General features: G+C 72.5%; 17 protein-coding genes and 1 pseudogene. 10 read left to right on the top strand and 8 right to left on the bottom strand.

The genetic code is table 11. The features are described from left to right. Positions 1-40 precede the first annotated feature (40 nt). From ABD332_RS44000 to ABD332_RS43990, 3 genes are all read left to right on the top strand, one after another. Positions 41-823, top strand: a complete 783-nt coding sequence (locus ABD332_RS44000; protein WP_344510179.1) for an ABC transporter ATP-binding protein — start codon at positions 41-43, stop codon at positions 821-823. Between the two features lie 115 nt (positions 824-938). Next, positions 939-1874, top strand: coding sequence for a transporter substrate-binding domain-containing protein (locus tag ABD332_RS43995; RefSeq protein WP_344510177.1), 936 nt, complete (start codon positions 939-941; stop codon positions 1872-1874). Beyond that, the gene (locus ABD332_RS43990; RefSeq protein ID WP_344510175.1) at positions 1856-2818 is read left to right on the top strand and encodes a hypothetical protein; all 963 of its coding nucleotides are present in this window, start codon (positions 1856-1858) and stop codon (positions 2816-2818) included. Before ABD332_RS43995 ends, ABD332_RS43990 begins: the two co-directional genes overlap by 19 nt. Positions 2819-3446: 628 nt before the next feature. Here ABD332_RS43990 and ABD332_RS43985 read toward each other — a convergent pair. Continuing rightward, positions 3447-4220, bottom strand: coding sequence for an enoyl-CoA hydratase/isomerase family protein (locus tag ABD332_RS43985; protein WP_344510173.1), 774 nt, complete (start codon positions 4218-4220; stop codon positions 3447-3449). Positions 4221-4282: 62 nt separating this feature from the next. Between ABD332_RS43985 and ABD332_RS43980 the strand changes: the two genes are divergently transcribed. The 4 genes from ABD332_RS43980 (at position 4283) to ABD332_RS43965 (ending at position 10852) form a co-directional block, all read left to right on the top strand. Further along, positions 4283-4753 carry a DUF6232 family protein gene (locus tag ABD332_RS43980; protein WP_344510171.1) on the top strand — a complete coding sequence of 157 codons (471 nt, stop codon included), beginning with the start codon at positions 4283-4285 and terminating at the stop codon, positions 4751-4753. A gap of 17 nt (positions 4754-4770) precedes the next feature. Beyond that, positions 4771-6786: an Hsp70 family protein gene (locus ABD332_RS43975; protein WP_344510169.1), complete on the top strand. Its 2016-nt coding sequence runs from the start codon at positions 4771-4773 to the stop codon at positions 6784-6786. Between the two features lie 33 nt (positions 6787-6819). Beyond that, a complete protein-coding gene (locus ABD332_RS43970; RefSeq protein WP_344510167.1) occupies positions 6820-9165 on the top strand; it encodes an Hsp70 family protein in 2346 nt (781 codons plus the stop codon). A 64-nt stretch (positions 9166-9229) separates the two neighbouring features. Then, positions 9230-10852 carry an acetolactate synthase gene (locus ABD332_RS43965; protein ID WP_344510165.1) on the top strand — a complete coding sequence of 541 codons (1623 nt, stop codon included), beginning with the start codon at positions 9230-9232 and terminating at the stop codon, positions 10850-10852. A gap of 665 nt (positions 10853-11517) precedes the next feature. Here ABD332_RS43965 and ABD332_RS43960 read toward each other — a convergent pair. Genes ABD332_RS43960 through ABD332_RS43950 form a run of 3 tightly spaced genes read right to left on the bottom strand, consistent with a single transcriptional unit; the run spans position 11518 to position 15263 of the window. Next, entirely contained in the window at positions 11518-12198 is a 681-nt protein-coding gene (locus ABD332_RS43960; protein WP_344510163.1) for a phosphonatase-like hydrolase, read from the bottom strand. A 51-nt stretch (positions 12199-12249) separates the two neighbouring features. Next, positions 12250-13761 carry a phospholipase D family protein gene (locus tag ABD332_RS43955; protein WP_344510162.1) on the bottom strand — a complete coding sequence of 504 codons (1512 nt, stop codon included), beginning with the start codon at positions 13759-13761 and terminating at the stop codon, positions 12250-12252. Next, complete coding sequence (locus tag ABD332_RS43950; RefSeq protein ID WP_344510160.1) at positions 13758-15263, bottom strand: phosphatase PAP2 family protein; 1506 nt, start codon at positions 15261-15263, stop codon at positions 13758-13760. Before ABD332_RS43950 ends, ABD332_RS43955 begins: the two co-directional genes overlap by 4 nt. 36 nt (positions 15264-15299) lie before the next feature. On the opposite strand from ABD332_RS43950, the gene ABD332_RS43945 reads away from it, so the two are divergent. Together ABD332_RS43945 and ABD332_RS43940 are read left to right on the top strand one after the other, a co-directional pair. Then, positions 15300-16115 carry a DUF1206 domain-containing protein gene (locus ABD332_RS43945; protein WP_344510158.1) on the top strand — a complete coding sequence of 272 codons (816 nt, stop codon included), beginning with the start codon at positions 15300-15302 and terminating at the stop codon, positions 16113-16115. Positions 16116-16206: 91 nt separating this feature from the next. Further along, positions 16207-17184, top strand: coding sequence for a diacylglycerol/lipid kinase family protein (locus ABD332_RS43940; protein ID WP_344510156.1), 978 nt, complete (start codon positions 16207-16209; stop codon positions 17182-17184). On the opposite strand, the gene ABD332_RS43935 is transcribed toward ABD332_RS43940, so the two are convergent. From ABD332_RS43935 to ABD332_RS43925, 3 genes are read right to left on the bottom strand one after another with little or no spacing between them, the layout of a single operon-like run. Beyond that, the gene (locus ABD332_RS43935) at positions 17162-17518 is read right to left on the bottom strand and encodes a PLD nuclease N-terminal domain-containing protein (protein ID WP_344510154.1); all 357 of its coding nucleotides are present in this window, start codon (positions 17516-17518) and stop codon (positions 17162-17164) included. The genes ABD332_RS43940 and ABD332_RS43935 overlap by 23 nt on opposite strands. A 27-nt stretch (positions 17519-17545) precedes the next feature. Then, positions 17546-17848, bottom strand: coding sequence for a DUF202 domain-containing protein (locus ABD332_RS43930; protein WP_344510151.1), 303 nt, complete (start codon positions 17846-17848; stop codon positions 17546-17548). Between the two features lie 56 nt (positions 17849-17904). Further along, positions 17905-18270, bottom strand: a complete 366-nt coding sequence (locus ABD332_RS43925) for a YidH family protein (protein ID WP_344510149.1) — start codon at positions 18268-18270, stop codon at positions 17905-17907. A gap of 50 nt (positions 18271-18320) precedes the next feature. On the opposite strand from ABD332_RS43925, the gene ABD332_RS43920 reads away from it, so the two are divergent. Continuing rightward, complete coding sequence (locus ABD332_RS43920) at positions 18321-20846, top strand: ABC transporter permease (protein ID WP_344510147.1); 2526 nt, start codon at positions 18321-18323, stop codon at positions 20844-20846. Positions 20847-20888: 42 nt separating this feature from the next. Here the strand turns inward: ABD332_RS43920 and ABD332_RS43915 are convergent. After that, positions 20889-20993 (bottom strand): annotated as a pseudogene (locus tag ABD332_RS43915) (IS982 family transposase); the annotation flags it as partial.

The raw sequence follows: 20993 nt of genomic DNA, 5'->3' as shown, positions 1-20993 counted from the left end.
CCGGACCTTCCGCGCTTCGGGCACGTGGTTGGATTGGGCCGTGTCAGATGACCTTGTCATCGCGGTGGACAAAGCGACGGTGACCCGCAACCGGTCCGATCTCATCCGATCGGTGAGCTGGCAGGTGGAGCTCGACGAGCGCTGGGTGGTGCTCGGCCCCAACGGCGCGGGCAAGACCACGCTGCTGAATCTCGCCGGTGCGCGGCTGTACCCGACCCGTGGCACGGTGACCGTGCTCGGCGAGCGGCTCGGTCGCACCAACATCAACGAGCTCAAGACCCGCCTCGGGTTCTCCTCGTCCGGGCTGCAGCTGCCGCCCGACGAGACGGTGCGTGACGTGGTCGTGACCGCGTCGTGGGCGGTCGTCGGGCGCTTCACCGAGCGGTACGACCGCATGGACGAGGCGCGGGCGCAGGCGCTGCTGGAGCAGTTCGGCGTCGGCGCGCTGGCCGACCGGCTCTACGGCACCCTGTCGGAGGGCGAGCGCAAGCGGGTGCAGATCGCCCGGTCGCTGATGGTCGATCCGGAGCTGCTGCTGCTCGACGAGCCGACCGCCGGCCTGGACCTCGGCGCCCGCGAGGACCTCGTGCGGCGCCTGTCGGAGCTGGCCGCCGACCCCGACTCGCCGGCGATCGTGCTGGTCACGCACCACGTCGAGGAGATCCCGCCGGAGTTCACGCACGCGCTGCTGATGCGCGACGGCGGCGTCGTGGCGCAGGGCCTGCTGCACGAGACGGTGACCGCCGAGAACCTCTCCGCGGCGTTCGGCCTGCCGCTGCGACTGTCGATCGTGGACGGTCGCTACCACGCTCAGGCGGCCTAGAAAACTGTCGTACCCCAGCGGTACCGTTCGATGTAACTGAACGGGGGGTTCGACGGTGGCTGATCCAGTTGTTGATCCACCCGATGATCCTGGCCCTGGCCCGGACCCTGCGCCGGTGCGCCGGACCCGGGTCGCGCGGCTGGTCGCGTGGGTCGTGGTGCTCGTGGCGGTCATCGTCGTCGCGGTCGTCGTGGTCGTCGACGTCGGGCCGCCGTCGGAGGCCGACCTGCGCCAGCGGGCCATCGGCGGGCGCAGCGAGCTGCTGATCGGGGTCAAGGACGACACCCCGGGCGTGAGCCTGCGCGACAGGACCACCGGCGAGTATGCCGGCTTCGACATCGACATCGCCTATCTCGTCGCGGGCGATCTCGGGTTCCGCCCCGACCAGGTCAAGTTCCTGTCGATCGAGACCGAGGACCGGGCCAGGATGCAGGCCCGGTCGGGCGACGGCAAGTTCGTCACCGTCGACCTGGTCGTGGCCAGCTTCAGCATCACCAAGGAGCGGTCCGAGCAGCCGGGGGTGCGCTTCGCCGGGCCGTATCTGAGCACCCAGCAGTCGGTGGTGACGCTCAAGGCGCACAAGCCGGTCAGCAGCCTCGAGGACCTGCGCGGCGAGCGGGTCTGCACCCTGGCCACCTCCACCTCCAGCGAGGTCGCCAGGTCCGCCGGCGTGACCCTCTCGGGCAAGAACGAGATCAGCGCCTGCGTCGCCGGGCTCAAGGCGAGCGAGTTCGACGCGGTCACGACCGACGCGGCGATCCTCGCCGGCTTCGTCGCGGAGGACGGCGGGCAGACCCTCGTGCACCACGACGTCGGGCTCACCGGCGACGAGCGGTGGGGGATCAACTGCGGTGACAACGAGGCCTTACAAACCCTGGTGAACCTGTACCTGTACCGCTCGGCGCACGACGCCACCGACCGGCGGTGGGAGCAGGCGTATGACAAGTACCTGCGCAGCGAGCAGCGGTTCAGCCCGAATCAGCAGGTGGCGATCGACCACCAGCCCGAGGTGCCGAAGGTGGACGTCCGCCAGTGGCCGTGGGAGAAGTAGGCGACCGGCAGTGGCTGCTGCCGTTGCTGCCCACGTTCCCGATCGTCCTGCTGGTGCTGCGGCTGTGGTATCTCAGCCGGCAGAACGTGCAGACCATGCTGCTCTTCGTGCAGTACGTGAGCCCGCTGGGCCTGCTGAGCACGCTGGTGATCGCGCTGCTGTGGGTGTTTCCGGCGATGCTGCTGCTGACCCGGGTGCTGGGCGCGCTGCTGGAGCTCAGCGACCCGGCCGCCGCGGCGACGTCCCGGCTGGCCGCTGCCGCCCGGCGGATCCCCGACTGGGTGGTCGTCGTGGCGCTGGTGATCGGCGGGCTGACCTGGCAGCTGCGGTTCCTGCCGCTGCTGGTCATGGTCGCGCTGTCGATCCTCGGCCTGGTCGTGCGGCAGCGGGCGGCCGGCGTGGGCGCGGCGGCGGCCGCCACGGGCGTGGTGCTGCCGTTCGTCGCGGCCGTGCTGGAGTACGCGTTCCTCGGCCCGGCGATCGTCGCGGCGCTGCGGGAGGGTGAGCCGGTCACGTTCGTACTGCTGGCGCTGCCGCCGCTGGTGACGCCGCTGCTGACCGGGCCGGTGCCGGCGTGGGCGGCGCGGGCCGTGACGCACTGGCCGGCCGTGGTGGCCGCGTTCGCGGCGCCGTTCCTGGTCGGGGTCGTGTTCCTGCGCGCCCCGATCCTGCCGACGGTCGCCGTCGACACCGACGACGGGCTGCTCGTCGGCTCGGTGATCACCGTCGACGACCGGATGACGACGCTGCTCGACACGAGCGGCACCGTCCACTTCGTCCTCAACGACAGCGTCCAGGCGAAGGTCCTCTGCGACGCGGGCGACCGGCCGCCGGCCAGCACCGTCGACGCGCACGGCTGGTCGGTGGAGCAGACGGCGCTGAGCTGGATCGCCCCGGCCCGCCGGCCCACCCCGCCCGACCCCCGCTGCGAGGGCCGCCGCTGACCTACCCCTCCGTGCCGGTCGCGCCTTCCGCTGGGTTGGCGGCCTTTGGTGGTCGCTGTCCACGTGCGGGGATCCGTCGAGGGCGTCGTTCGATACCTTCCACACCGTCGTTGGCTTTCACAACCAGCCCACATCCCACCGACCGCCGCCGCAGCACCTGCCGTCGTTGGTTTCACGACCCGTGCACGTCGCACCGATCGCCGATGTCGCACTCGCGCCCTGGGCTTCACGACCAGCGCAACGCACCCTGACCGCGGACTTGGCCGCCGCTGCGGTCTTTCTCTGTGAGGCGGTCGTCGCCGTGTCGACCGTGATCGAAGTCGCGTGGTGGCTGTCCGGGCGGCCAGGGCTGTTCTTCGATCATGGTGGCGGTCGGTTCTCGTGGTTGCGGTCCGTGCTGCGGTCGCGTGACGTTCCCCGGCTGCCGTCCTCACACGGTCCAGCGCCGTTGGGGGCGTCGTGATCGAAGTCGCGGGGTGGCTGTGCGGGCGGCCAGGGCTGGCCTTCGATCATGGTGGCGGGCGGCGCTCGTGGGTGCCGTGCGTGCCGTGATCGCGGTTCGCCTCGTGATCCCGTGCGGTTCTGGTGGTCCTGGCTCCCTGAATCGCACGGGATCATGAAGTGAGGGTCAGGCGAAGTTGGGCTTGCGCTTCTCGATGAAGGCGGTCATGCCCTCGTTCTTGTCGTCGGTGCTGAACAGGGCGGCGAACAGCTGGCTCTCCCAGGCCAGGCCGGAGGCGAGGTCCATGTCCAGGCCGTTGTCGACGGCGAGCTTCGCGGCGCGCAGGGCGAGGGCCGGGCCGTGGACAAACGGCTCGACCATGGCCTTCGCCGTCGCGTACACCTCGGCGGCGGGGACGACCTTGTCGACCAGGCCGATCGTCAGCGCCTCGGGGGCCTTCACGAAGCGTCCGGTCATGATGAGGTCCTTGGCGCGGGCAGGGCCGATGAGGCGGGCCAGGCGTTGCGTGCCGCCCGCGCCGGGGATGACGCCGAGAGTGATCTCCGGCTGGCCCAGGGTCGCGTCCTCGGCGGCGACGCGCCAGTCCGCGGTCAGGGCGAGCTCGCAGCCGCCGCCCAGGGCGTACCCGTTGACGGCCGCGACGACGGGCTTCGGGATGCGCGCGACGGCGTCGAAGGCCCCGGTGAGCGCGGTGGCCCTGGCGGCCATCTCGGAGTAGCCCATTCCGGCCATCTCCTTGATGTCGACGCCGGCCGCGAAGACCTTGTCTCCCCCGTACAGGATGACCGCCCGCACCGAAGGATCGGTGGTCGCGGCCGCGGCGGCCTCGCGCAGCTCCTCCTGGATCTGGATGTTCAGCGCGTTGACCGGCGGCCTGGAGAGGCGGATGGTGCCGATACCGTCTTCGATCTCCAGCTGGACCAGCCTGGTGTCGCCCACTGTGTCTCCTCAACGTCGTTGTCGTTGCCCGCAGCGTATTCCGGCGTACCGTCAGATGTGCCATGGCGACGACGTTCTACCGCGATCACGAGGTGCACATCAGCTCCGCCGGTGTGCAGGTCGACGCCGCCTGGTATCCGCTGGAGACGCTGACGTACATCTGGCACCGGCGATCCGGGCGGTTGGTGCAGGGCGCGTACATGCTCGCGACCCGCGGCGGGGCGGTGTTGCTGATCATCGGGCTGCTCATCGCCGCCGGCACGGCCGCGCGCCGGATCGACTTCAACGGGCCGGACTCCACGATGTACATCGCGGGCGGCATCCTCGGGATCATCGTCATCGGCGGGATCGTGGCCTTCAGCGTGGAGGGGCTGCTGGACCTGCTCGACCGGGCGCACGACCACGGCAAGGGCGTGCACGAGATCTGGGTGCGCACCCGGCAGGGCGAGTCGATGATCTACTCGACCACGGACTCACCGAAGTTCGGGCAGATCTACCGCGCCTTGCAGCGGGCAGTGGAGCAGTCCGCGTAACCCTTAGGATTCCGGGCATGGTGGCCCTGGGCGTGGACTTCGGCACGTCGCACACCGTCGCCGTGGCCCGCTGGCCCGACGGCCGGGCCCGGCCGCTGCTCTTCGACGGCACCCCGCTGCTGCCGTCGGCGACGTTCTGGGAGGACGGCGAGCTCGTCGTCGGCCGCGACGCACTGCACAGCGCCCGGCGCGCCCCGGCCAGCTTCGAGCCCAACCCGAAGCGCCGCATCGACGACGGTCACGTCTTCCTGGGCGAGCAGGAGGTGCCGGTCCACGACCTGCTGGTCGCCGTCTTCCGGCGGGTGCGCGCCGAGTTCGCCCGCACGGCCGGTGGTCCGCCCGAGGCGGTCACCGTGACACACCCCGCCAACTGGGCGTCCACCCGTCGCAAGGCGTTGGCGGCCGCGGTGCGGGCGGCGGACCTCCCGGCCGCGACCCTGGTCCCCGAGCCGGTCGCCGCCGCCACCTACTTCGTGCGGGTGCTGCGCCACATGGTGCCCGTCGGCTCCGCCGTCGTGGTCTACGACCTGGGCGCCGGCACGTTCGACGGCAGCGTCGTCGCGCGCACCGCGGACGGCTTCGAGGTGCTCGCCGTCGACGGCCGCGACGACCTCGGCGGGCTCGACTTCGACGAGGTCGTCCTCGCGATGATCGGCCGGACCCTGCCGCCGGAGCGCTGGCAGCGGCTGGTCGCGCCGTCGACGATCGAGGAGGCGCGGGCCGCCCGGCTGCTGCGCGACGAGGTCCGGGAGGCGAAGGAGCGACTGTCGCGCGCCTCCTCCGTCACGGTCCTGGTCCCGCTGCTGGACGTCGACGTGCAGCTCACCCGCGACGAGTTCGAGGCGGCGGCGCGGCCGCTGGTGGAGCGCTCGGTGCGGGTGCTGACCGAGACCGTCCGGCTGTCGCGGGTCACGGCCGGGCAGGTCGCGGGCATCTTCCTGGTCGGCGGGGCGAGCCAGATCCCGCTGGTCGCCACCGAGCTGCACCGCGCGTTCGGCAAGCCGCCGGTGACGATCGAGCAGCCGGAGATGGTGGTCGCCGAGGGCAGCGTCCTGGTCGGCGCGCGGATCGACAAGCCGTCCGCCGCCGTGGTCCCGGCCGCCCGCCCCAGGGGTTCGGCGTCCGTCGCGTCGCCGTCGCAGCCTCCTGTCGCGGTTGTTTCGCCGGTACGGCCGGCGCCGTCGCCCGCCGTCGTGGTCCCGCCCCCGGGGTCGCCGGTGACCCCGTCCGTGCCACCCGTGCCGCGTGGGCCGCTGCCGCCGGTCGGGTCGCCGGTGCCGCCGCCTTCTGGGTTGCTCCCGCCGGCCGTGACGCCGGCCGTGACGCCTCCGGGCGTGCTGCCGCCGGCTGGGTCGCCGGTCGTGATGCCGGTGTCGCCGGCCGGTGCCGGGCCGGGCGTCGCGCCGGTCTCGGGTGCGAGTGGGCCGGTCTCGCCGGGTGCCGTGCCGTTCAGCCCCGCACCGCCGGTACACCGGATGCCGCCGCAACAGGTGTATCCGCCGCGGCCCGTGTTCTACCAGCCGCCTCCGCCGCAGGTCGTCTACGTGCCGCAGTACGTCATGCCGCCCGTGCCGCCACCGCCGCGTCGGATCGCGCCCGGTGCGATCCGCTGGCCCGCGGGCTTCCTGACCCTGTACGGCGTGCTCATGTACATCTCGACCGGCCTGGTCGCCCTCGTGCTGGTCGTCTACAAGGTGAGCGACACGGAGGAGCTGACGGCCGCGGGCTGGCAGGCAGGCCTGTACGCCGGGCTGGGCTCGCTCGCGTTCGCGATCCTGTACACGCACGGCGCGCGGCGGCTGCGCCGCGGCAGCAACGGGCACCTGTGGTATCCGATCGCGCTGTGCGTGCTGCTCGCGTTCGGTGGCGCGTACACCGCCTCGGGGGCGCACCAGCCCGCCTGGCTGGCGGTCACTGGTGTGTACCTGGGATCGGCGCTGCTGCTCCTGCTGCCGAGCGCCCGTGCCTGGGTCCGTCCGCTGCGTCCACCAGCGCCTTCAGTCGGCAACGCGACGGCAGACGCCGAGGAGTGAGAACCGTCGTACCCGGCGCCTAGACTTCGGGGCATGCCAACGCCAGGGATTCGGCTCGGTGTCGACTTCGGCACCTCCAACACCGTCGCCGTGGTGCGGTGGCCAGACGGCCGGTCCCGTGCGCTGCTCTTCGACGGCTCTCCGCTGCTGCCCTCCGCTGTCTATGCCGAGCCTGGCGGCACCGTCATCGTCGGTCGCGACGCGGTGCACAGCGCCCGCCTGGAGCCGGCCCGGTTCGAGCCCAACCCGAAGCGTCGCATCGACGAGGGCACGGTCCTGCTCGGCGACCGGGAGATCCCCGTCAACGAGCTCGTCGCCACCGTCCTGCGGCGCGTCCGCGACGAGTGGACCCGCACGGTCGGCGACGTCGCGTCCGAGGTGACCGTGACCTTCCCGGCGTCGTGGGGCGCCACCCGCCGGCTCGCCGTCTCCGACGCCGCCCAGGCCGCGGGGCTGGGCCGGGTGCGGCTGGTGCCCGAGCCGGTCGCGGCCGCGGCCTACTTCACCCAGGTGCTCGGCAAGGACGTGCCCGTCGGCTCGGTCGTCGTCGTGCACGACTTCGGCGCCGGCACGTTCGACGCCAGCGTCGTCGCCCGCACCCAGGGTGGCTTCGAGGTGCTCGCCGTCGACGGCCGCGACGACATCGGCGGCATCGACGTCGACAACGCGATCGTGGCGCACATCGCCTCCATCTGCGAGCCACAGGCGCCGCAGGAGTGGCAGCGGCTGATGAGCCCGCAGACGGTCGAGGACCGCCGGGCCCGGCGGCTGCTCTTCGACGACGCGCGGGTGGCGAAGGAGCGGCTGTCCCGCCAGCCCGCCTCGGACCTGACGGTGCCGCTGCTCAACATCGACGTCCACCTCACCCGCGACGAGCTGGAGCGCCTCGCGCAGCCGCTGCTCGAGCAGACGGTCCGCGTCACGCAGGGCGTCATGCGCTGGGCGCAGCTGAGCGAGGGCAGCATCGCGGGCGTGTTCCTGGTCGGCGGGTCCAGCAGGATGCCCCTGGTCGGCACGCTGCTGCACCGCGCGCTGGGCACGGCCCCCGTGGTGATCGAGCAGCCCGAGCTGGTGGTCGCTGAGGGCAGCATGCTGACCGGCTCGACGGAGATCCAGGCGACGGCGGCGCCCGCGCCCGGCCCGGCGACCGGGAGGTTCCCGCAGGTGCAGGGCGTCGACTGGCAGTCTCCGGCGCCGACGTCCGGCGGCCCGCAGGCGGGTGCGCAGTTCGGCGCGGCGGGCGGGCCGTCGGGTGCGGGCCAGTTCGGCGCGGCGGGTGGGCCGTCGGGCGCGGGGCAGTTCGGCGCGGTGGGCCTGTCGGGTGCGGCCGGGGCGGGGCAGTTCGGTGCGGGGCAGCCTGCCGGCGGGGGGCCTGGTGCCAGCCAGTTCGGTGCGGGCCAGGGCGGTCCGGGTCAGGGCGGTCCGGGCCAAGGCGGTGGGGTTCAGCCTGGTGCCGGCAGCGGTCAGGGCGGCGGGGCCGGCGGTGGGCAGGGCGGTGCCGGGCAGGGCGGCGGTGGGTTGCAGGGGGCGGATGCGCCGTTGTGGCCCGAGGCGGGGACGTTCGCCACGGAGCCGGCCGGGAGCAACGCGCCGATGTCCGGCGTGCCGATGTCGGCGCCGCCCGGGGCCGGCGGTGGTGGGTATCCGGCGTATCCGGCGTCGGCCCCCCCGGGCAACTACGCGGGTGGGCAGGCCACGGGCACGCAGGGCGGCTATGGCGTGCCGGCCTCGGCGCCCCCGGTCAACTACGGGCCGCCGGTGTCCGCGCCCCCGGCCGGCTACGGTCAGCCCGCGTCGGCTCCGCCGGCCAACACCAACCAGCCGATGTCTGGGCCGCCCGCGACGTATGGGCGCAACCAGCCGTCCTCCGCGCCGCCGGCGACCTATGGGCAGCCGGCGGGCGGCCAGCAGGCCTTCAACCAGCCGATGTCTGGGCCGCCCGCGACGTACGGGCGCAACCAGCCGTCCTCAGCGCCGCCGGCCAACTACAACCAGCCGATGTCTGGGCCGCCGGCCAACTATGGCGGGCCGCCGGTGTCGGCGCCCCCGAACAGGGCCGGTGGCCAGATCTTCGTGTCCGGGGGAGCGTCGGCCGAGCCCGCGACGCGCTATGACGAGCACGGCGGCCCGATCCGCCAGGCTTCCGGCGGCCAGCGCCCGGTGCAGGAGCGGCAGGCGCAGTCACGCCCCACGCCGCGCGACGATCGGCGGCCGCGCCAGCGTGAGCGGCGGGGTCCGTTCGCGCGTGCGATGCTCACCCTGCTGGTGCTCGTGCTGCTGATCGTGACCCCGGTCGTCGCCGGGTATGTCTCCTACTACCTGACCACCGACCACTGGCCGCCGCCGGTCGCCGGGTGGCTCGACCCGAGTGTGCGGTGAAGCCCCCGCCGGCGGGCGAAAGTGAGTAACATTCGCGTCGGTCGGAGCTGATCGAGGAGGGTGCATGACGCAGATCGACGGGCACGGCGGGGACCTGGCTCTCGCGGCACTGCGGGGGTTCGGGGTCGAGGAGCTGTTCACGCTCTCCGGTGCGCACGTGTTCCCGCTGTACGACGCCGCCCACAAGACCGGCGTGCGCATCGTCGACGTCCGGCACGAGCAGTCCGCCGTGTTCGCCGCGGAGGCCGTCGCCAAGCTCCAGCGCCGTCCGGGCCTTGCCGTCCTGACCGCCGGCCCCGGCGTCACCAACGGCGTGTCCGGGCTGACCAGCGCGTCGTTCAACGGTGCTCCGGTCGTCGTGATCGGGGGCAGGGCGCCGCAGTTCCGCTGGGGCTCGGGCAGCCTGCAGGAGATGGACCACCTGCCGATCGTCCGCGCGGTCACGAAGCACGCGGAGACCATCTTCGCCACCGACGAGGTCTACGCCCGCATGCAGGCGGCGGCGCTCGCCGCGCTGACCCCGCACCGCGGCCCGGTCTTCGTGGACCTGCCGCTGGAGGTGGTGTTCTCGCAGGCGGACGGCGTCGAGTTGGCGCCCGCGCCGGCGGTACCGGCTGAAGAACCGGATCCGGACGAGGTCGCGCGGGCGGTCCAGCTGCTCGCCGCCGCGCAGCGGCCCGTGATCATCGCGGGCTCTGACGTGTGGGCCGGGCACGCGACCGCCGCGCTGCGGGAGGCGGCCGAGGCGCTGCGGATCCCCGTGTTCGCCAACGGTATGGGCCGGGGCACGCTGCCGCCGTCGCACGCGCTGGCGTTCTCGCGGGCGCGCAAGGCGGCGTTCGGCGGCGCGGACGTGATCGCCGTCGTCGGCACCCCGCTCGACTTCCGGCTCGGGTTCGGCGACTTCGGCGGGGCGCAGGTCGTGCACGTCACCGACGCGCCGTCGCAGCGGGCCGGGCACGTCACCCCGGCGGCCGCTCCGTCGGGCGACCTGCGCGCGATTCTGGGGGCGTTCGCGGCGCACGGTGGACCGGTCGCCGACCACGAGGAGTGGATCGAGGCGCTGCGGGCCGCGGAGGACGCCGGCCGGGTCAAGGAGCAGCAGGCCCTGGAGGCGGACACCGATCCGATCAAGCCGAGCCGGGTCTACGGCGAGCTCCGCAAGGTCCTTGCCGACGACGCCGTCACGATCGGCGACGGCGGCGACTTCGTCTCCTACGCGGGCAAGTACCTCGAGCCGTCGCAGCCGGGCACGTGGCTGGACCCGGGGCCGTATGGCTGCCTCGGCACCGGCATGGGCTACGCCATGGGCGCCCGGGTGACGTACCCGGACCGCCAGATCTGCGTCCTGATGGGCGACGGCGCCGCGGGCTTCTCGCTGATGGACGTCGAGTCGCTGGTCCGCCAGCAGCTGCCCGTCGTGATCGTGGTCGGCAACAACGGCATCTGGGGCCTGGAGAAGCACCCGATGCGCAACATCTACGGCTACGACGTCGCCGCCGACCTGCAGCCCGGCCTCCGCTACGACGACGTGGTCAAGGCCCTCGGCGGCGCCGGCGAGACCGTCGAGAAGCCGGCCGACCTCGCGGGCGCCTTCGAGCGGGCGTTCGCCTCAGGAGTGCCGTACCTGGTCAACGTCCTCACCGACCCCGAGGACGCCTACCCCCGCTCGTCCAACCTCGCCTAGCGCCCGCCATGATCCCGAAGACCTTGTGCAGTCATAGGTACACAAGGTCTTCGGGATCACGCGTGGCGCCGGCGTCCGATCAGCGCAGTCCTCATGATCCGGAAGAGTTCTTGTCGCTCTGGCGTCAATAAGTCTTCCGGATCACGGGTTTGGGAGGCGTCGATCAGCGCGGTCACGGCCGGTCGCGGTGTGCGGTGCCGGCGGCATCTGCTGCTGCGCGTTCCTGGACGCGTGCCGGCCTTGTTCGGACTGCGGGTCGCGGTGCGGGTGTCGCTGTCTGCCGTTCTCGTGATCCGGAAGACTTCGTGCAGTCATAGGTGCACAAGGTCTTCCGGATCACGCGTGGCGCCGGCGTCCGATCAGCGCAGTTCTCATGATCCGGAAGAGTTTTCGTCGCTCTGGCGTCGATAAGTCTTCCGGATCACGGGTTTGAGGACGTCGATCAGCGCCGCGGGAGTGCGGTCTCGGCCGAGCTGCGGGTTGCGGTGCGGGTGTCGCTGTCTGCCGTTCTCGTGATCCGGAAGACTTCGTGCAGTCATAGGTGCACAAGGTCTTCCGGATCATGTGAGGCGGGCGTCGATCGGCGCTGTTCCCGTGATCCGGAAGAGATTTGTCGCTCTGGCGTCGATAAGTCTTCCGGATCACGGGGGAAGCGAGGGGTGGGGTTACTCCAGGCCTAGGAGGCGGGGGAGGGAGCCGATCGAGCCGATCACCTCGTCCGCGCCGGAGGACTGGAGGGCCTGGCGGTCGCCGGCGCCGGTGAGGACGCCCACGAGGAGGCCGGCGCCGGCGCGGCGGCCGGCGATGAGGTCGAGCGGGGTGTCGCCGACGACGAGCATGCGGCGGACGTCCTCGACGCCGAGCTTCAGGGCGGCGACCAGCATGAAGTCTGGGAAGGGGCGGCCGCGGCCGGCGTCGGCGGGGGAGAGGACCAGGTCGACCTGGCCCCACCAGCCCAGGGCGTCCATGATGGCCTCCTGGGTGGCGCGGGCGAAGCCGGTGGTCAGGGCGACCTTGATCCCCGCCGTGCGGAGCGTCTTGATGGCCTCCAGCGCGCCGGGGATGGGCAGCACGGCGCCTTCGTCGACGAGCAGGCCGTAGGCCTCCTCGAAGGTCTCGTTGGCGGCCTGGGCGCGCTTCTCGTCACCGTCGAGGAGCAGGCGGAAGACCTCGATGCGGCTCTGGCCCATCGTCTTGCGGACGACGGCGAGCATCCGCTCGTGCTGCGGGGTGCCGGGGGCCACGCCCTCGCCCGCGAAGGCGACCGTGAAGGCCTGCTCGACCAGGCCGTCGTCCCGCACCGTCGTCCCCGCCATGTCGATGCAGGCGAGCTGCCACGCTGTCATCGCGCAATATGAGCATGCCGACAAGACGGCTTGGTGAACGGCGCAAAACGCTCAGAAGGCACCCTCCCGGCGCAGCCGCCGTGGCCTGCCATCCGGGTCGTGGATGGTGTTGTACACCACACGCGCCCAGGTGACGGTACGGCGCGGAACCGTGGGTGGGCGGTACGGCAGCAGCCGCCCGGGTGGGCGGGGACCGATCCGGCCGCTGTCGTGCCACGCCTGCAGCGCCTTCGCGGAGGCGTCGAAGACCTCCTCGATCGGGCCCTCGGGCAGCTCGTCGAGCTCCAGGTGCTCCCGGCACAGCCGTTCGCGCAGGTCCCGGGCGTAGCTGCCGGCGGGGTCGAGGACCGCGCAGGTCAGCTCCGAGTCGTGGGTCCAGGAGCGCAGCGACACGTTGTCGGAGCCGGTGGTGGCCCAGGTGTCGTCCACGACGCAGACCTTGGCGTGCACGTAGATGGGGGTGCCGGCGGCGTTCTCCGGGCTGAAGACGTGCAGCCGGTCGCCGCCCGCCTCGCGGAGCATGGCGAGGGCGCGCTCCCGGCCGTACAGCTGCGGCATGCTGCCGAGCTTGTCGGGCCGGTCCGGATGGCGCGGGACGACGGCGATCAGGTGCAGCTCCGGGTGCTCCCGCAGTGCGTCGGCGAAGCAGCTGGCGACCTTCGGCGACCAGAGGTACTGGTCCTCCAGGTAGATCAGCCGCCGCGCGCGCCGGACCGCCTTGCCGTAGCCGCGCGCGACGCTGAACTCGCCCTCGGGGGCGAACGGGTAGCCGCCGCGCCGGTAGGGGTATGTCCGGAGCAGCTGCACGCTCAGTGAGCCGGCCGGCGGCGGGTCGGGAAGCTGCGGCGGCAGCCGGTCCGGGTCCAGGTTCTCGTCCTCGACCTTGCCCTGGAACCAGTGCAGCGGGTTGCGCGACAGCGCCGACGGGTCCTCCCAGCGTTCCCGGAACGTGGCCTCGACCTGGCCGACCACCGGGCCGCGCAGCTCCAGCTGCACGTCGTGCCACGGTGGGCGCTTGCCGTACTTCGGGGTGATCTCGACCGCCTGCGGGTCGCCCTCGTGGGACTGGGTGTCGCGGCGGCCATGGCAGAGGTCGATGCCGCCGACGTACGCGCGGTCCAGCTCCGGCCGGCCGGGGTGGCGCAGGACGACCAGCTTCTGGTGGTGCGAGCCGCCGACGAGGACCCGCATGTCGCGCAGGCACTCGCCGCCGGCCGCCTCGATCTTCCGGGCGAAGCGCCGGTTCTCCGCCGCGCTGAACTGCAGCGCGTTCCAGTGCGAGCGCCAGATGAGCCCCTTGACGCGCACGCCGCGGCGGGCGGCGTCGCACAGCACGTCGCCGATCGACGGGCCGTTCCTGGTGACCCTCTGGCTGACGTCGCCGCGCCAGTCGGTGAACAGCAGCAGGTCGCCGCGCTCCATCCGTTCGATCGCGGTGTACAGCTCGGCGAAGTACGCCTTGCCGTCGATCAGCGGCCGGACGGCGTTGCCGTCGGTCCACGCTGTGATCCTGGTGTGCGGGTTGCCCCGCTCCTCCTCCGTGAGGAACCAGTCCGACTTCATCGTGACGCACCCGCCGCCTTGGAGACGGAGGCGCCGGAAGCGGGTGGAGCGGGTGGGCCGGATCGGGCTGGTGGAGCGTCCTGTAAGTCGCCGGCCGGCTCCGCCAGGTCCTCCTCGCACGGCTGCTCGGCGAGGTCGCAGTTGGGCGTGACCAGCCAGTACATCGCCGAAAGCCACAGCGCTGCCAGCAGGACGCTGCCGACGATGTCGGTCGGGTGGTGCATTCCGCGGTACATGCGAGAAACCGCGACCCACAGCGGCATCGCGACCGCCAGCACCGGCAGCACCCACCGCCACCAGGCGCGGGTCCGCGGGAAGACCAGCAGGGCCGCGGTCGCCCAGATCATGATCGTGGCGGCGACGTGCCCGGACGGGAAGCTCGACGTCGGCATCGGCCCGTCCATGTTCTCCACGTCGGGCCGGGCCCGGCCGACGATCGCGGCGCTGGCCAGGAACAGGCTCAGCTCGCCGAACATGACCGCCACCAGGAAGATCACCGGCCGCCAGCGGCGGATCGCGGCGAGGGACACGGCGCCGATGACGAGGCCGATCGCGAGGATCGCGTGGGTGTTGCCGACCTCGCTGCCGACGATCGACACGTGGCCGAGGACGTCGCTGCGGTGCGCGGCGAACCAGTGCGGGATCGTCGAGTCCCACAGGACGTTGCCGTTGCCGTCGCGGTACCGCGCGAGGGGCAGACCGAGCGCGACGAGCGTGCCGAACGTGAAGACCCAGGCGACGGCGCCCAGGGCGAGGGTCCGCGCGGTGCCCGGCCGGTGCACGTGCGGCTCCGTGGGGCGCAGGTCGTCGGCGGCCTCCGGCTCCAGGCCCTCCTCGAGCGGCTCGGTGACCCGCAGGCCCTCGTGGTGCCGGATCAGCTCGAACGCGGTGGCGCACAGCCCGAGCCAGGCGATGCCCAGCGACCAGCCGCCGATCACGTCGGACAGGAAGTGCACGCCGAGCGCCAGCCGGCTGAACCCGACGAGCGCGACGACGAAGCCCACCGCGATGACCGCCGGCCTGCGCCAGCGGGGCCGCAGCGCCGGCAGGAACACCAGCAGCAGCGCCGTGTAGCAGATCAGCGAGTTGAGCGAGTGGCCGCTGGGGAAGCTGTTGCCGCCGCCGTGCGCGACGGGCTGCTCGACGACCGGCCGCAGCCGGCCGACGGCCAGCTTCAGCGTCGGGTCGAGGATGAGCCCGCCGACGGTGGTCGCCACCAGGAACGCGGCGAGCCTGTACTGCTTGCGGACCAGCACGAGCGTCGTGCCGATCGCGACCAGCCAGGCCATCACGCCGAAGCTGCCGATCCTGCTGATACCGCCCATGAGCGTCACCAGGAAGTCACTCGGGGCGACAGCCTCGTTGAGGCTCTCGGCGACGCCGCGGTCGACCGACTCCAGCGGCACCCAGCGCACGCGCACGGCGATGATCAGGAGGCTGAACAGCAGCGCGGCGGCACCGAAGCCGGCCATGCGCCAAAGAGCGGATCTCTGCGTCCTCACGTTTGCCAACATGCCCAGTCGGGGGAGAACGAGAACATGACCCCCGCCGACACAGCACACCGCGCCACGCAGAGTGACCTGTTCAAGAATTTGACCAAGGTCGGGTTCGTCGGGTACGGCCTGCTGCACCTCGCGCTCGCCTGGGTGGCGGCACAGATCGCGTTCGGCGAGGCCGGGCAGGAGGGCGACCAGTCCGGCGCCTTCCAGAAGCTCGCGGAGCAGCCGTTCGGCAAGCTGCTGCTGTGGTTCGTGCTCATCTGCCTGGTCGCGCTCGCGCTCTGGCAGGTCGCCCTCGCGATCTGGGGTCACCGCGACGTGCAGGGCAAGGAGCGGGTCTGGGAGCGGGTCGCCTCGGCCGGGCGGGTCGTGATCTACGCCGCACTCGCGTGGACCGCCGGCAAGGTCATCACCGGCGCGCCGTCCTCCAGCGCCAGCCAGCAGCAGCAGTTCACCGCCGGGATCATGGCGAAGCCCGCCGGGGTCTGGCTGGTGGGGCTGATCGGGCTGGGTGTGCTCGCCTTCGGTGCCGGGATGCTCTGGTACGGATGGAAGCGCAAGTTCGAGCGGAAGCTGAACTTCGGCGCGGCGAACCCGAAGACCCGCAAGGCGGCGACCAGGGCGGGCCAGATCGGCTACATCGCCAAGGGGGTCGCATTCGGCATCGTGGGTGTCCTGCTGCTCCAGGCCGCGATCACCAACGACCCCGCCAAGTCCCGCGGGCTCGACGCGGCGCTGCACACCCTCGTCGCCCAGCCGTTCGGCAAGTTCCTCCTGCTTGCCGTCGCTGTCGGCGTCGCGGCGTTCGGGGTGTACTGCTTCTTCCAGGCACGCTTCCGCAAGGTGGGTACGTGAGCGGCCAGCGGAGCGGCTCGGGTCGCTCACCGGTATTGCCGGTATTGCAGGTCGGGTCGGGCCGACGCCGGAGCGCAGCGGAGGCGGCGGCGTGACCAGCAGCGCGGTCATCGTCAACCCGTCGAAGGTCCTCGACCTGGACGAGCGGCGCAGGGAGATCTGCGACCTGCTCGGCGAGGCGGGCTGGCCGGAGCCGCTGTGGCTCACCACCACCCCCGAGGACCCCGGCTGCGGGATGGCGGTCCAGGCGGTGGAGGCCGGCGTCGACGTGGCGTTCGTCTGCGGCGGCGACGGCACCGTGATGGCGGTCGCTTCGGTGCTCGCCGGCACGGACGTCGCCCTGGCGCTCGTCCCGTCCGGCACCGGGAACCTGCTCGCCACCAACCTGGGCATCACCCGCGACGTGCGGGCCGCGGTCGAGGTCGCGATCCACGGGGACCGGCGCCGCATCGACGTCGGCATCGTGGACGGCGCCGACACCAGCACCGGGCACCCCGGCACGTTCACCGTCATGGCGGGCATGGGCTTCGACGCGGAGATGCTCGACGCCACCCCCGACACCGCGAAGCGCCGCTTCGGCTGGCTGGCGTACGTCGCGGCGGGCGCCCGGAGGCTGAGCCGCAAGCGGGTCCTGATGCGGATCCGGCTGGACGGCGGCCGCTGGATCCGCCGCCGGGCCCGCGGCGTCCTCGTCGCCAACGTGGGCCGCCTGCAGGGCGGGATCCCGCTGCTGCCGGACGCGCGGCCGGACGACGGCTGGCTCGACGTGGCGGTCCTGACCCCGCGCGACCTCACCGACTGGATCATGCTCGGCTGGGGCGTGGTCATGCGCCGGGGCGGGACCCGGCAGCTGGAGACCTTCCGGGCGCGGAAGGTCGAGGTGCACACCGGCCAGGACCAGGCCCGCGAGCTGGACGGCGACGTGGTCGCGCCGGCCCGCATGCTCGTGGCCCGGATCGCGCCCGCCGCGCTGACACTGTGTGTACCGAGGACGCCCGCGCCGCTGGAGCCGCCGGAGTCGCCGGCAGCACCGGAGGCGGCGCGGGTTACTCGTCCTCGCGGCGCTTGAGGTCTTCCTCCCAGCGGCGCAGGAGCTCGGCGTCGTTGCGGGCCCGGGTGGTGTCGATGTTGCGCAGGAAGTCGGGGTCGTCGTCGGGGGCGACGGGCCTCGACGGCCGGCGACGGGTCCCGCCCGCGGCGGCGACGCCGGCGTGCTGTTCGGTCGTGAAGGGTCGGCCCGCGAAGAACCAGGCGATCACGCCCACGACGGGCAGCAGCAGGATGACGAGACACCAGACGGTCTTGGGCAGTCCCCGGACGTCGTCGCGGTCCGTGGACAGGCAGTCGATCAACGCGACCAGCGTCGCGACGAGAACGATGAGAAAGGGCAGCGCACGTCCCATTTCGCCATCATGACGCAGTGGGGCGCCCTATGACACCAGCAAGAGGGTGCCCGTCAGGCTGTACAGGAGGATGAGCGTGACGACGAGGGGCAGTGTGCGGCGCACAGGGCGGGTGAGCCCGGCGATTCTCATCCTGATCAGGTGAATCGCGACGGCCCAGGTGAGGCCGACGGCGGCGACCGCGGCGAGGGCGACCGGCCGGGGTGCCTCGATCACGGCGAACCTCGCCAGGAGCAGCGCCACGGCGGTGAAGGACACGGTCGTGCGGCGCCACGAGAGCATGGTGCGCTCCAGCTGCGCGCCCGGCGGCCCGTCGTCCGAGGGCTGCACCGTGTGTGGGCCGTCGTCGGAGGGTTCGGGCGGTCTCGCGGGCGGGCCGGAGGGCGTCACAGGAACGTCGCCACCAGCAGCGCGACCGCCCCCACCGCGACGATCAGCGCCAGGATGCCGGGGAAGCGCGACGGTGGCAGCGCCTCACCCAGCCGCATCGCCCGTTCGCTGCGGGCCCAGTGGTCGACCGCGCGGATCGCGACCAGCCCGCCGAGCGCGAAGAGTGACACGGCGATGACGATCCGCAGCCGGTGTCCGGGCAGGAACTGTGCGACCGCCAGCCCGCCGCCGACCAGCGCGAGCGCCGTGCGCAGCCAGGCCAGGAACGTGCGCTCGTTGGCCAGGGAGAACCGGTAGTCGGGCGTGGCGCCGACCGAGCGCACCTCGTCGGGGTCGAACCAGCGCCGGATGAGTGCCCACATCGACACCATTGTCAGACTCCCCTCAGCTGCTCTGGGTACAGTCGCGGCCGATGCTGCGTACAACTCTCGCCGGGCTCCGGGCGCACAAGCTCCGGCTGCTGCTGACCGCTACGGCCATCATGATCGGTGTCGGTTTCCTCGCCGGCACCCTGGTCTATGGCGACACGGCCAAGGCCGCCTTCTACGACGATCTCGCGCGCGCCGCGAAGCACGTCGACGCGTCCGTGGGCTCGTCCGGGTTCAGCGAGTCGGGGCAGCGCTTCGAGACCGGCATCGTCGAGGAGGTCAAGGCCGTGCCCGGCGTCGCGCACGCCGACGGCAGGATGGCCGAGCGGCTGCCCATGCTCGACCGGAACGGCCGACTGATCTCCTACCTGGGCCGGATCGGCTGGGCGCTGTCGACCCCCGGCGACGAGCACCTGTCGATGTACGACGTCGGCACCGGCCGGCAGCCGCAGCGGCCCGGCGAGATCGCGGTCGACGACACCACCGCGGAGATCTACGGCTTCAAGGTCGGCGAGCAGGTGTCGGTGGTCGGCCTCGACCAGAAGCCGGTCGCGCTGACCCTCGTCGGCATCATGGATCTCGGCGCCAACAAGCGCTTCGCGGGCTTCACCGTCGCCGCGCTCACCCCGGCGGACATGCGCACGCTGACCGGCGCCGACGGCTACGCGCAGGTCGTGGTGTCCGCGCAGCCGGGCGTGTCGCAGGCCGAGCTCGCCGCCCGCCTGGAGTCGGCCCTCGGCGGCCGGGCCTGGGTGATGACGGGTGCGCAGATGCGCGCCGAGTACGCCGTGGCCGCCGCCAAGTACGTCGACGGCTTCCTGATCGTGATCTTCGGCTTCGGGTTGATCGCGCTCGCCGTCTCCGTGTTCGTCATCTACAACACGTTCGCGATCCTGGTCGCGCAGCGGATCCGGGAGCTGGCGCTGCTGCGCTGCGTCGGCGCGTCCAGGCGGCAGCTGTTCGGCTCGGTGATCCTGGAGGCGGTGGTCGTCGGCGTCGTCGCCTCCCTCGGCGGCCTGCTGGTGAGCACCGTCGTCGGCGAGGGGCTGCTCATCGGGCGCAACACCGTCGGCAGCGGGGTCCGCGTCGACCGGCTGATCGTCACACCCACGACCGTGCTGGTCGGTGTCTTCGCCGGCACGCTCTTCACGGTGATCGCGTCGCTGCTGCCGGCCGCGACCGCGAGCCGCATCCCGCCGATCGCGGCGCTGCGCACCACGGCCCTGGCCGAGGTCGCGCCCGGCCGGCGGCTGCTGCGGATCGTCCTGGCCGGGGTGCCCGCGGCCGGCGGTGCGCTGCTGATGCTCGCCGGCACGAGGGTGCCGGGGTTCAGCGGCGTGCCCATCGTGTTCCTGGGCGCCATCTTCGTGTTCACCGGCATCGTGATCGCGGCGCCGCTGATCGTGTCGCGGCTGACGGCGTGGGCGGGCTGGGCGCCGGCGAAGCTGTTCGGCGCCGCCGGCCGGCTCGCGGTCACCAACGCCCTGCGCAACCCGAAGCGGGTCGCGGCCACCACGAGCGCCCTCATGGTCGGCCTGGCGCTGATGAGCGTCTTCAGCGTGCTGCTGGCGACCGCGCGGGCGCAGGCCGAGCAGGAGCTCGACGAGAACTTCGCGGTCGACTACATCATCAGCGGCGTCTACACGCCCAACGGGCAGAGCCGGAAGGTGCCCCTGGCCGTGACGACGACCCTGCGCTCGCACGGCGAGCTGGCCGCGGTCGCCGCGTCCCGCAGCCGCGAGGGCGACGTCGGCGGCCGGTTCACCCAGATCTGGACGATGGAGCCCGGCGCCCTCGACACCGTCCTGCGCCCCGAGATCACCGCGGGCTCGGCCGGCGCGCTCAAGCCCGGCACGGTCGCGCTCAACCGGTTCTTCGCCGACGAGATCGGGGCCCGCGTCGGCTCCTCCGTGCAGGTCCGCACCCTCACGTTGACCGTCGCCGCACTGTACGACGACGCGCCGACCGACGGGCAGGCGCTGCTGGACTGGAGCGACTACGCGACCGTGTTCGGTGCCGGCGACCCCGACCAGGTGCTGGTCAAGGCCGCCGAGGGGGTCGCGCCGGTCGACTCGCGGGCGGCGGTCGACGCGGCGCTGAAAGAGGCGCCGCTCACCCAGGTCAGCAGCCAGGCCGAGTGGCGGGCCCGGATCACCGGCACGCTCGACGAGCAGCTCGGCGTGTTCTCCGCGCTGCTGGGCATGTCGATCGTGATCGGCCTGACGGGCATCGCCAACACCCTCGCCCTGTCGGTGCTGGAGCGCACCCGGGAGTCGGCCCTGCTGCGGGCGCTCGGGCTGTCCCGCGGCCAGCTGCGCGGGATGCTGGTGCTCGAGGCGATGCTCATGGCCTTCGTCGGCGCGGTGGTCGGCGTCGGGTTCGGCGTGCTGGTCGGCGTGGCCGCGTCGGTGGGGCTGATCCGGCAGTTCGGCCATGGGTACCCCGTCGTGCCGTACGGCCAGCTGCTGCTCTACGTCGTCATCGCCGCGGCCGCCGGTGCGGTGGCCGCGCTGCTGCCCGCCCGGCGGGCGGCGCGCACCGAGGTCGCAGCGGTCATGGTCGACGACTGAGCCGCGGTCATGGTCGACGACTAGACGGTCTATTCCAAGGGTTCAGTGGTCGTAAGCGATCAGGGATCGCATGACGGGTTGGCCGGTGTGCCAGTTGTGCCAGATCGCGGCGGTCATGGCCAGGAGGCGTTGCAGGATGCGGACGGC

The organism is Dactylosporangium maewongense, from assembly GCF_039531485.1.
GTDB lineage: Bacteria > Actinomycetota > Actinomycetes > Mycobacteriales > Micromonosporaceae > Dactylosporangium > Dactylosporangium maewongense.
The sequence above is the reverse complement of the archived record's forward strand: the minus strand, read 5'-3'. Positions and strand labels throughout refer to the sequence as shown.

Excerpts from the sequence above, each read along its gene's own strand:
- ABD332_RS43980 (WP_344510171.1), top strand. The coding sequence starts at position 4,283 with ATGGCGACGACGTTCTACCGCGATCACGAGGTGCACATCAGCTCCGCC.
- ABD332_RS43975 (WP_344510169.1), top strand. The coding sequence starts at position 4,771 with ATGGTGGCCCTGGGCGTGGACTTCGGCACGTCGCACACCGTCGCCGTG.
- ABD332_RS43970 (WP_344510167.1), top strand. The coding sequence starts at position 6,820 with ATGCCAACGCCAGGGATTCGGCTCGGTGTCGACTTCGGCACCTCCAAC.
- ABD332_RS43965 (WP_344510165.1), top strand. The coding sequence starts at position 9,230 with ATGACGCAGATCGACGGGCACGGCGGGGACCTGGCTCTCGCGGCACTG.
- ABD332_RS43960 (WP_344510163.1), bottom strand. The coding sequence starts at position 12,198 with ATGACAGCGTGGCAGCTCGCCTGCATCGACATGGCGGGGACGACGGTG.
- ABD332_RS43955 (WP_344510162.1), bottom strand. The coding sequence starts at position 13,761 with ATGAAGTCGGACTGGTTCCTCACGGAGGAGGAGCGGGGCAACCCGCAC.
- ABD332_RS43945 (WP_344510158.1), top strand. The coding sequence starts at position 15,300 with ATGACCCCCGCCGACACAGCACACCGCGCCACGCAGAGTGACCTGTTC.
- ABD332_RS43935 (WP_344510154.1), bottom strand. The coding sequence starts at position 17,518 with ATGGGACGTGCGCTGCCCTTTCTCATCGTTCTCGTCGCGACGCTGGTC.
- ABD332_RS43925 (WP_344510149.1), bottom strand. The coding sequence starts at position 18,270 with ATGTGGGCACTCATCCGGCGCTGGTTCGACCCCGACGAGGTGCGCTCG.
- ABD332_RS43920 (WP_344510147.1), top strand. The coding sequence starts at position 18,321 with ATGCTGCGTACAACTCTCGCCGGGCTCCGGGCGCACAAGCTCCGGCTG.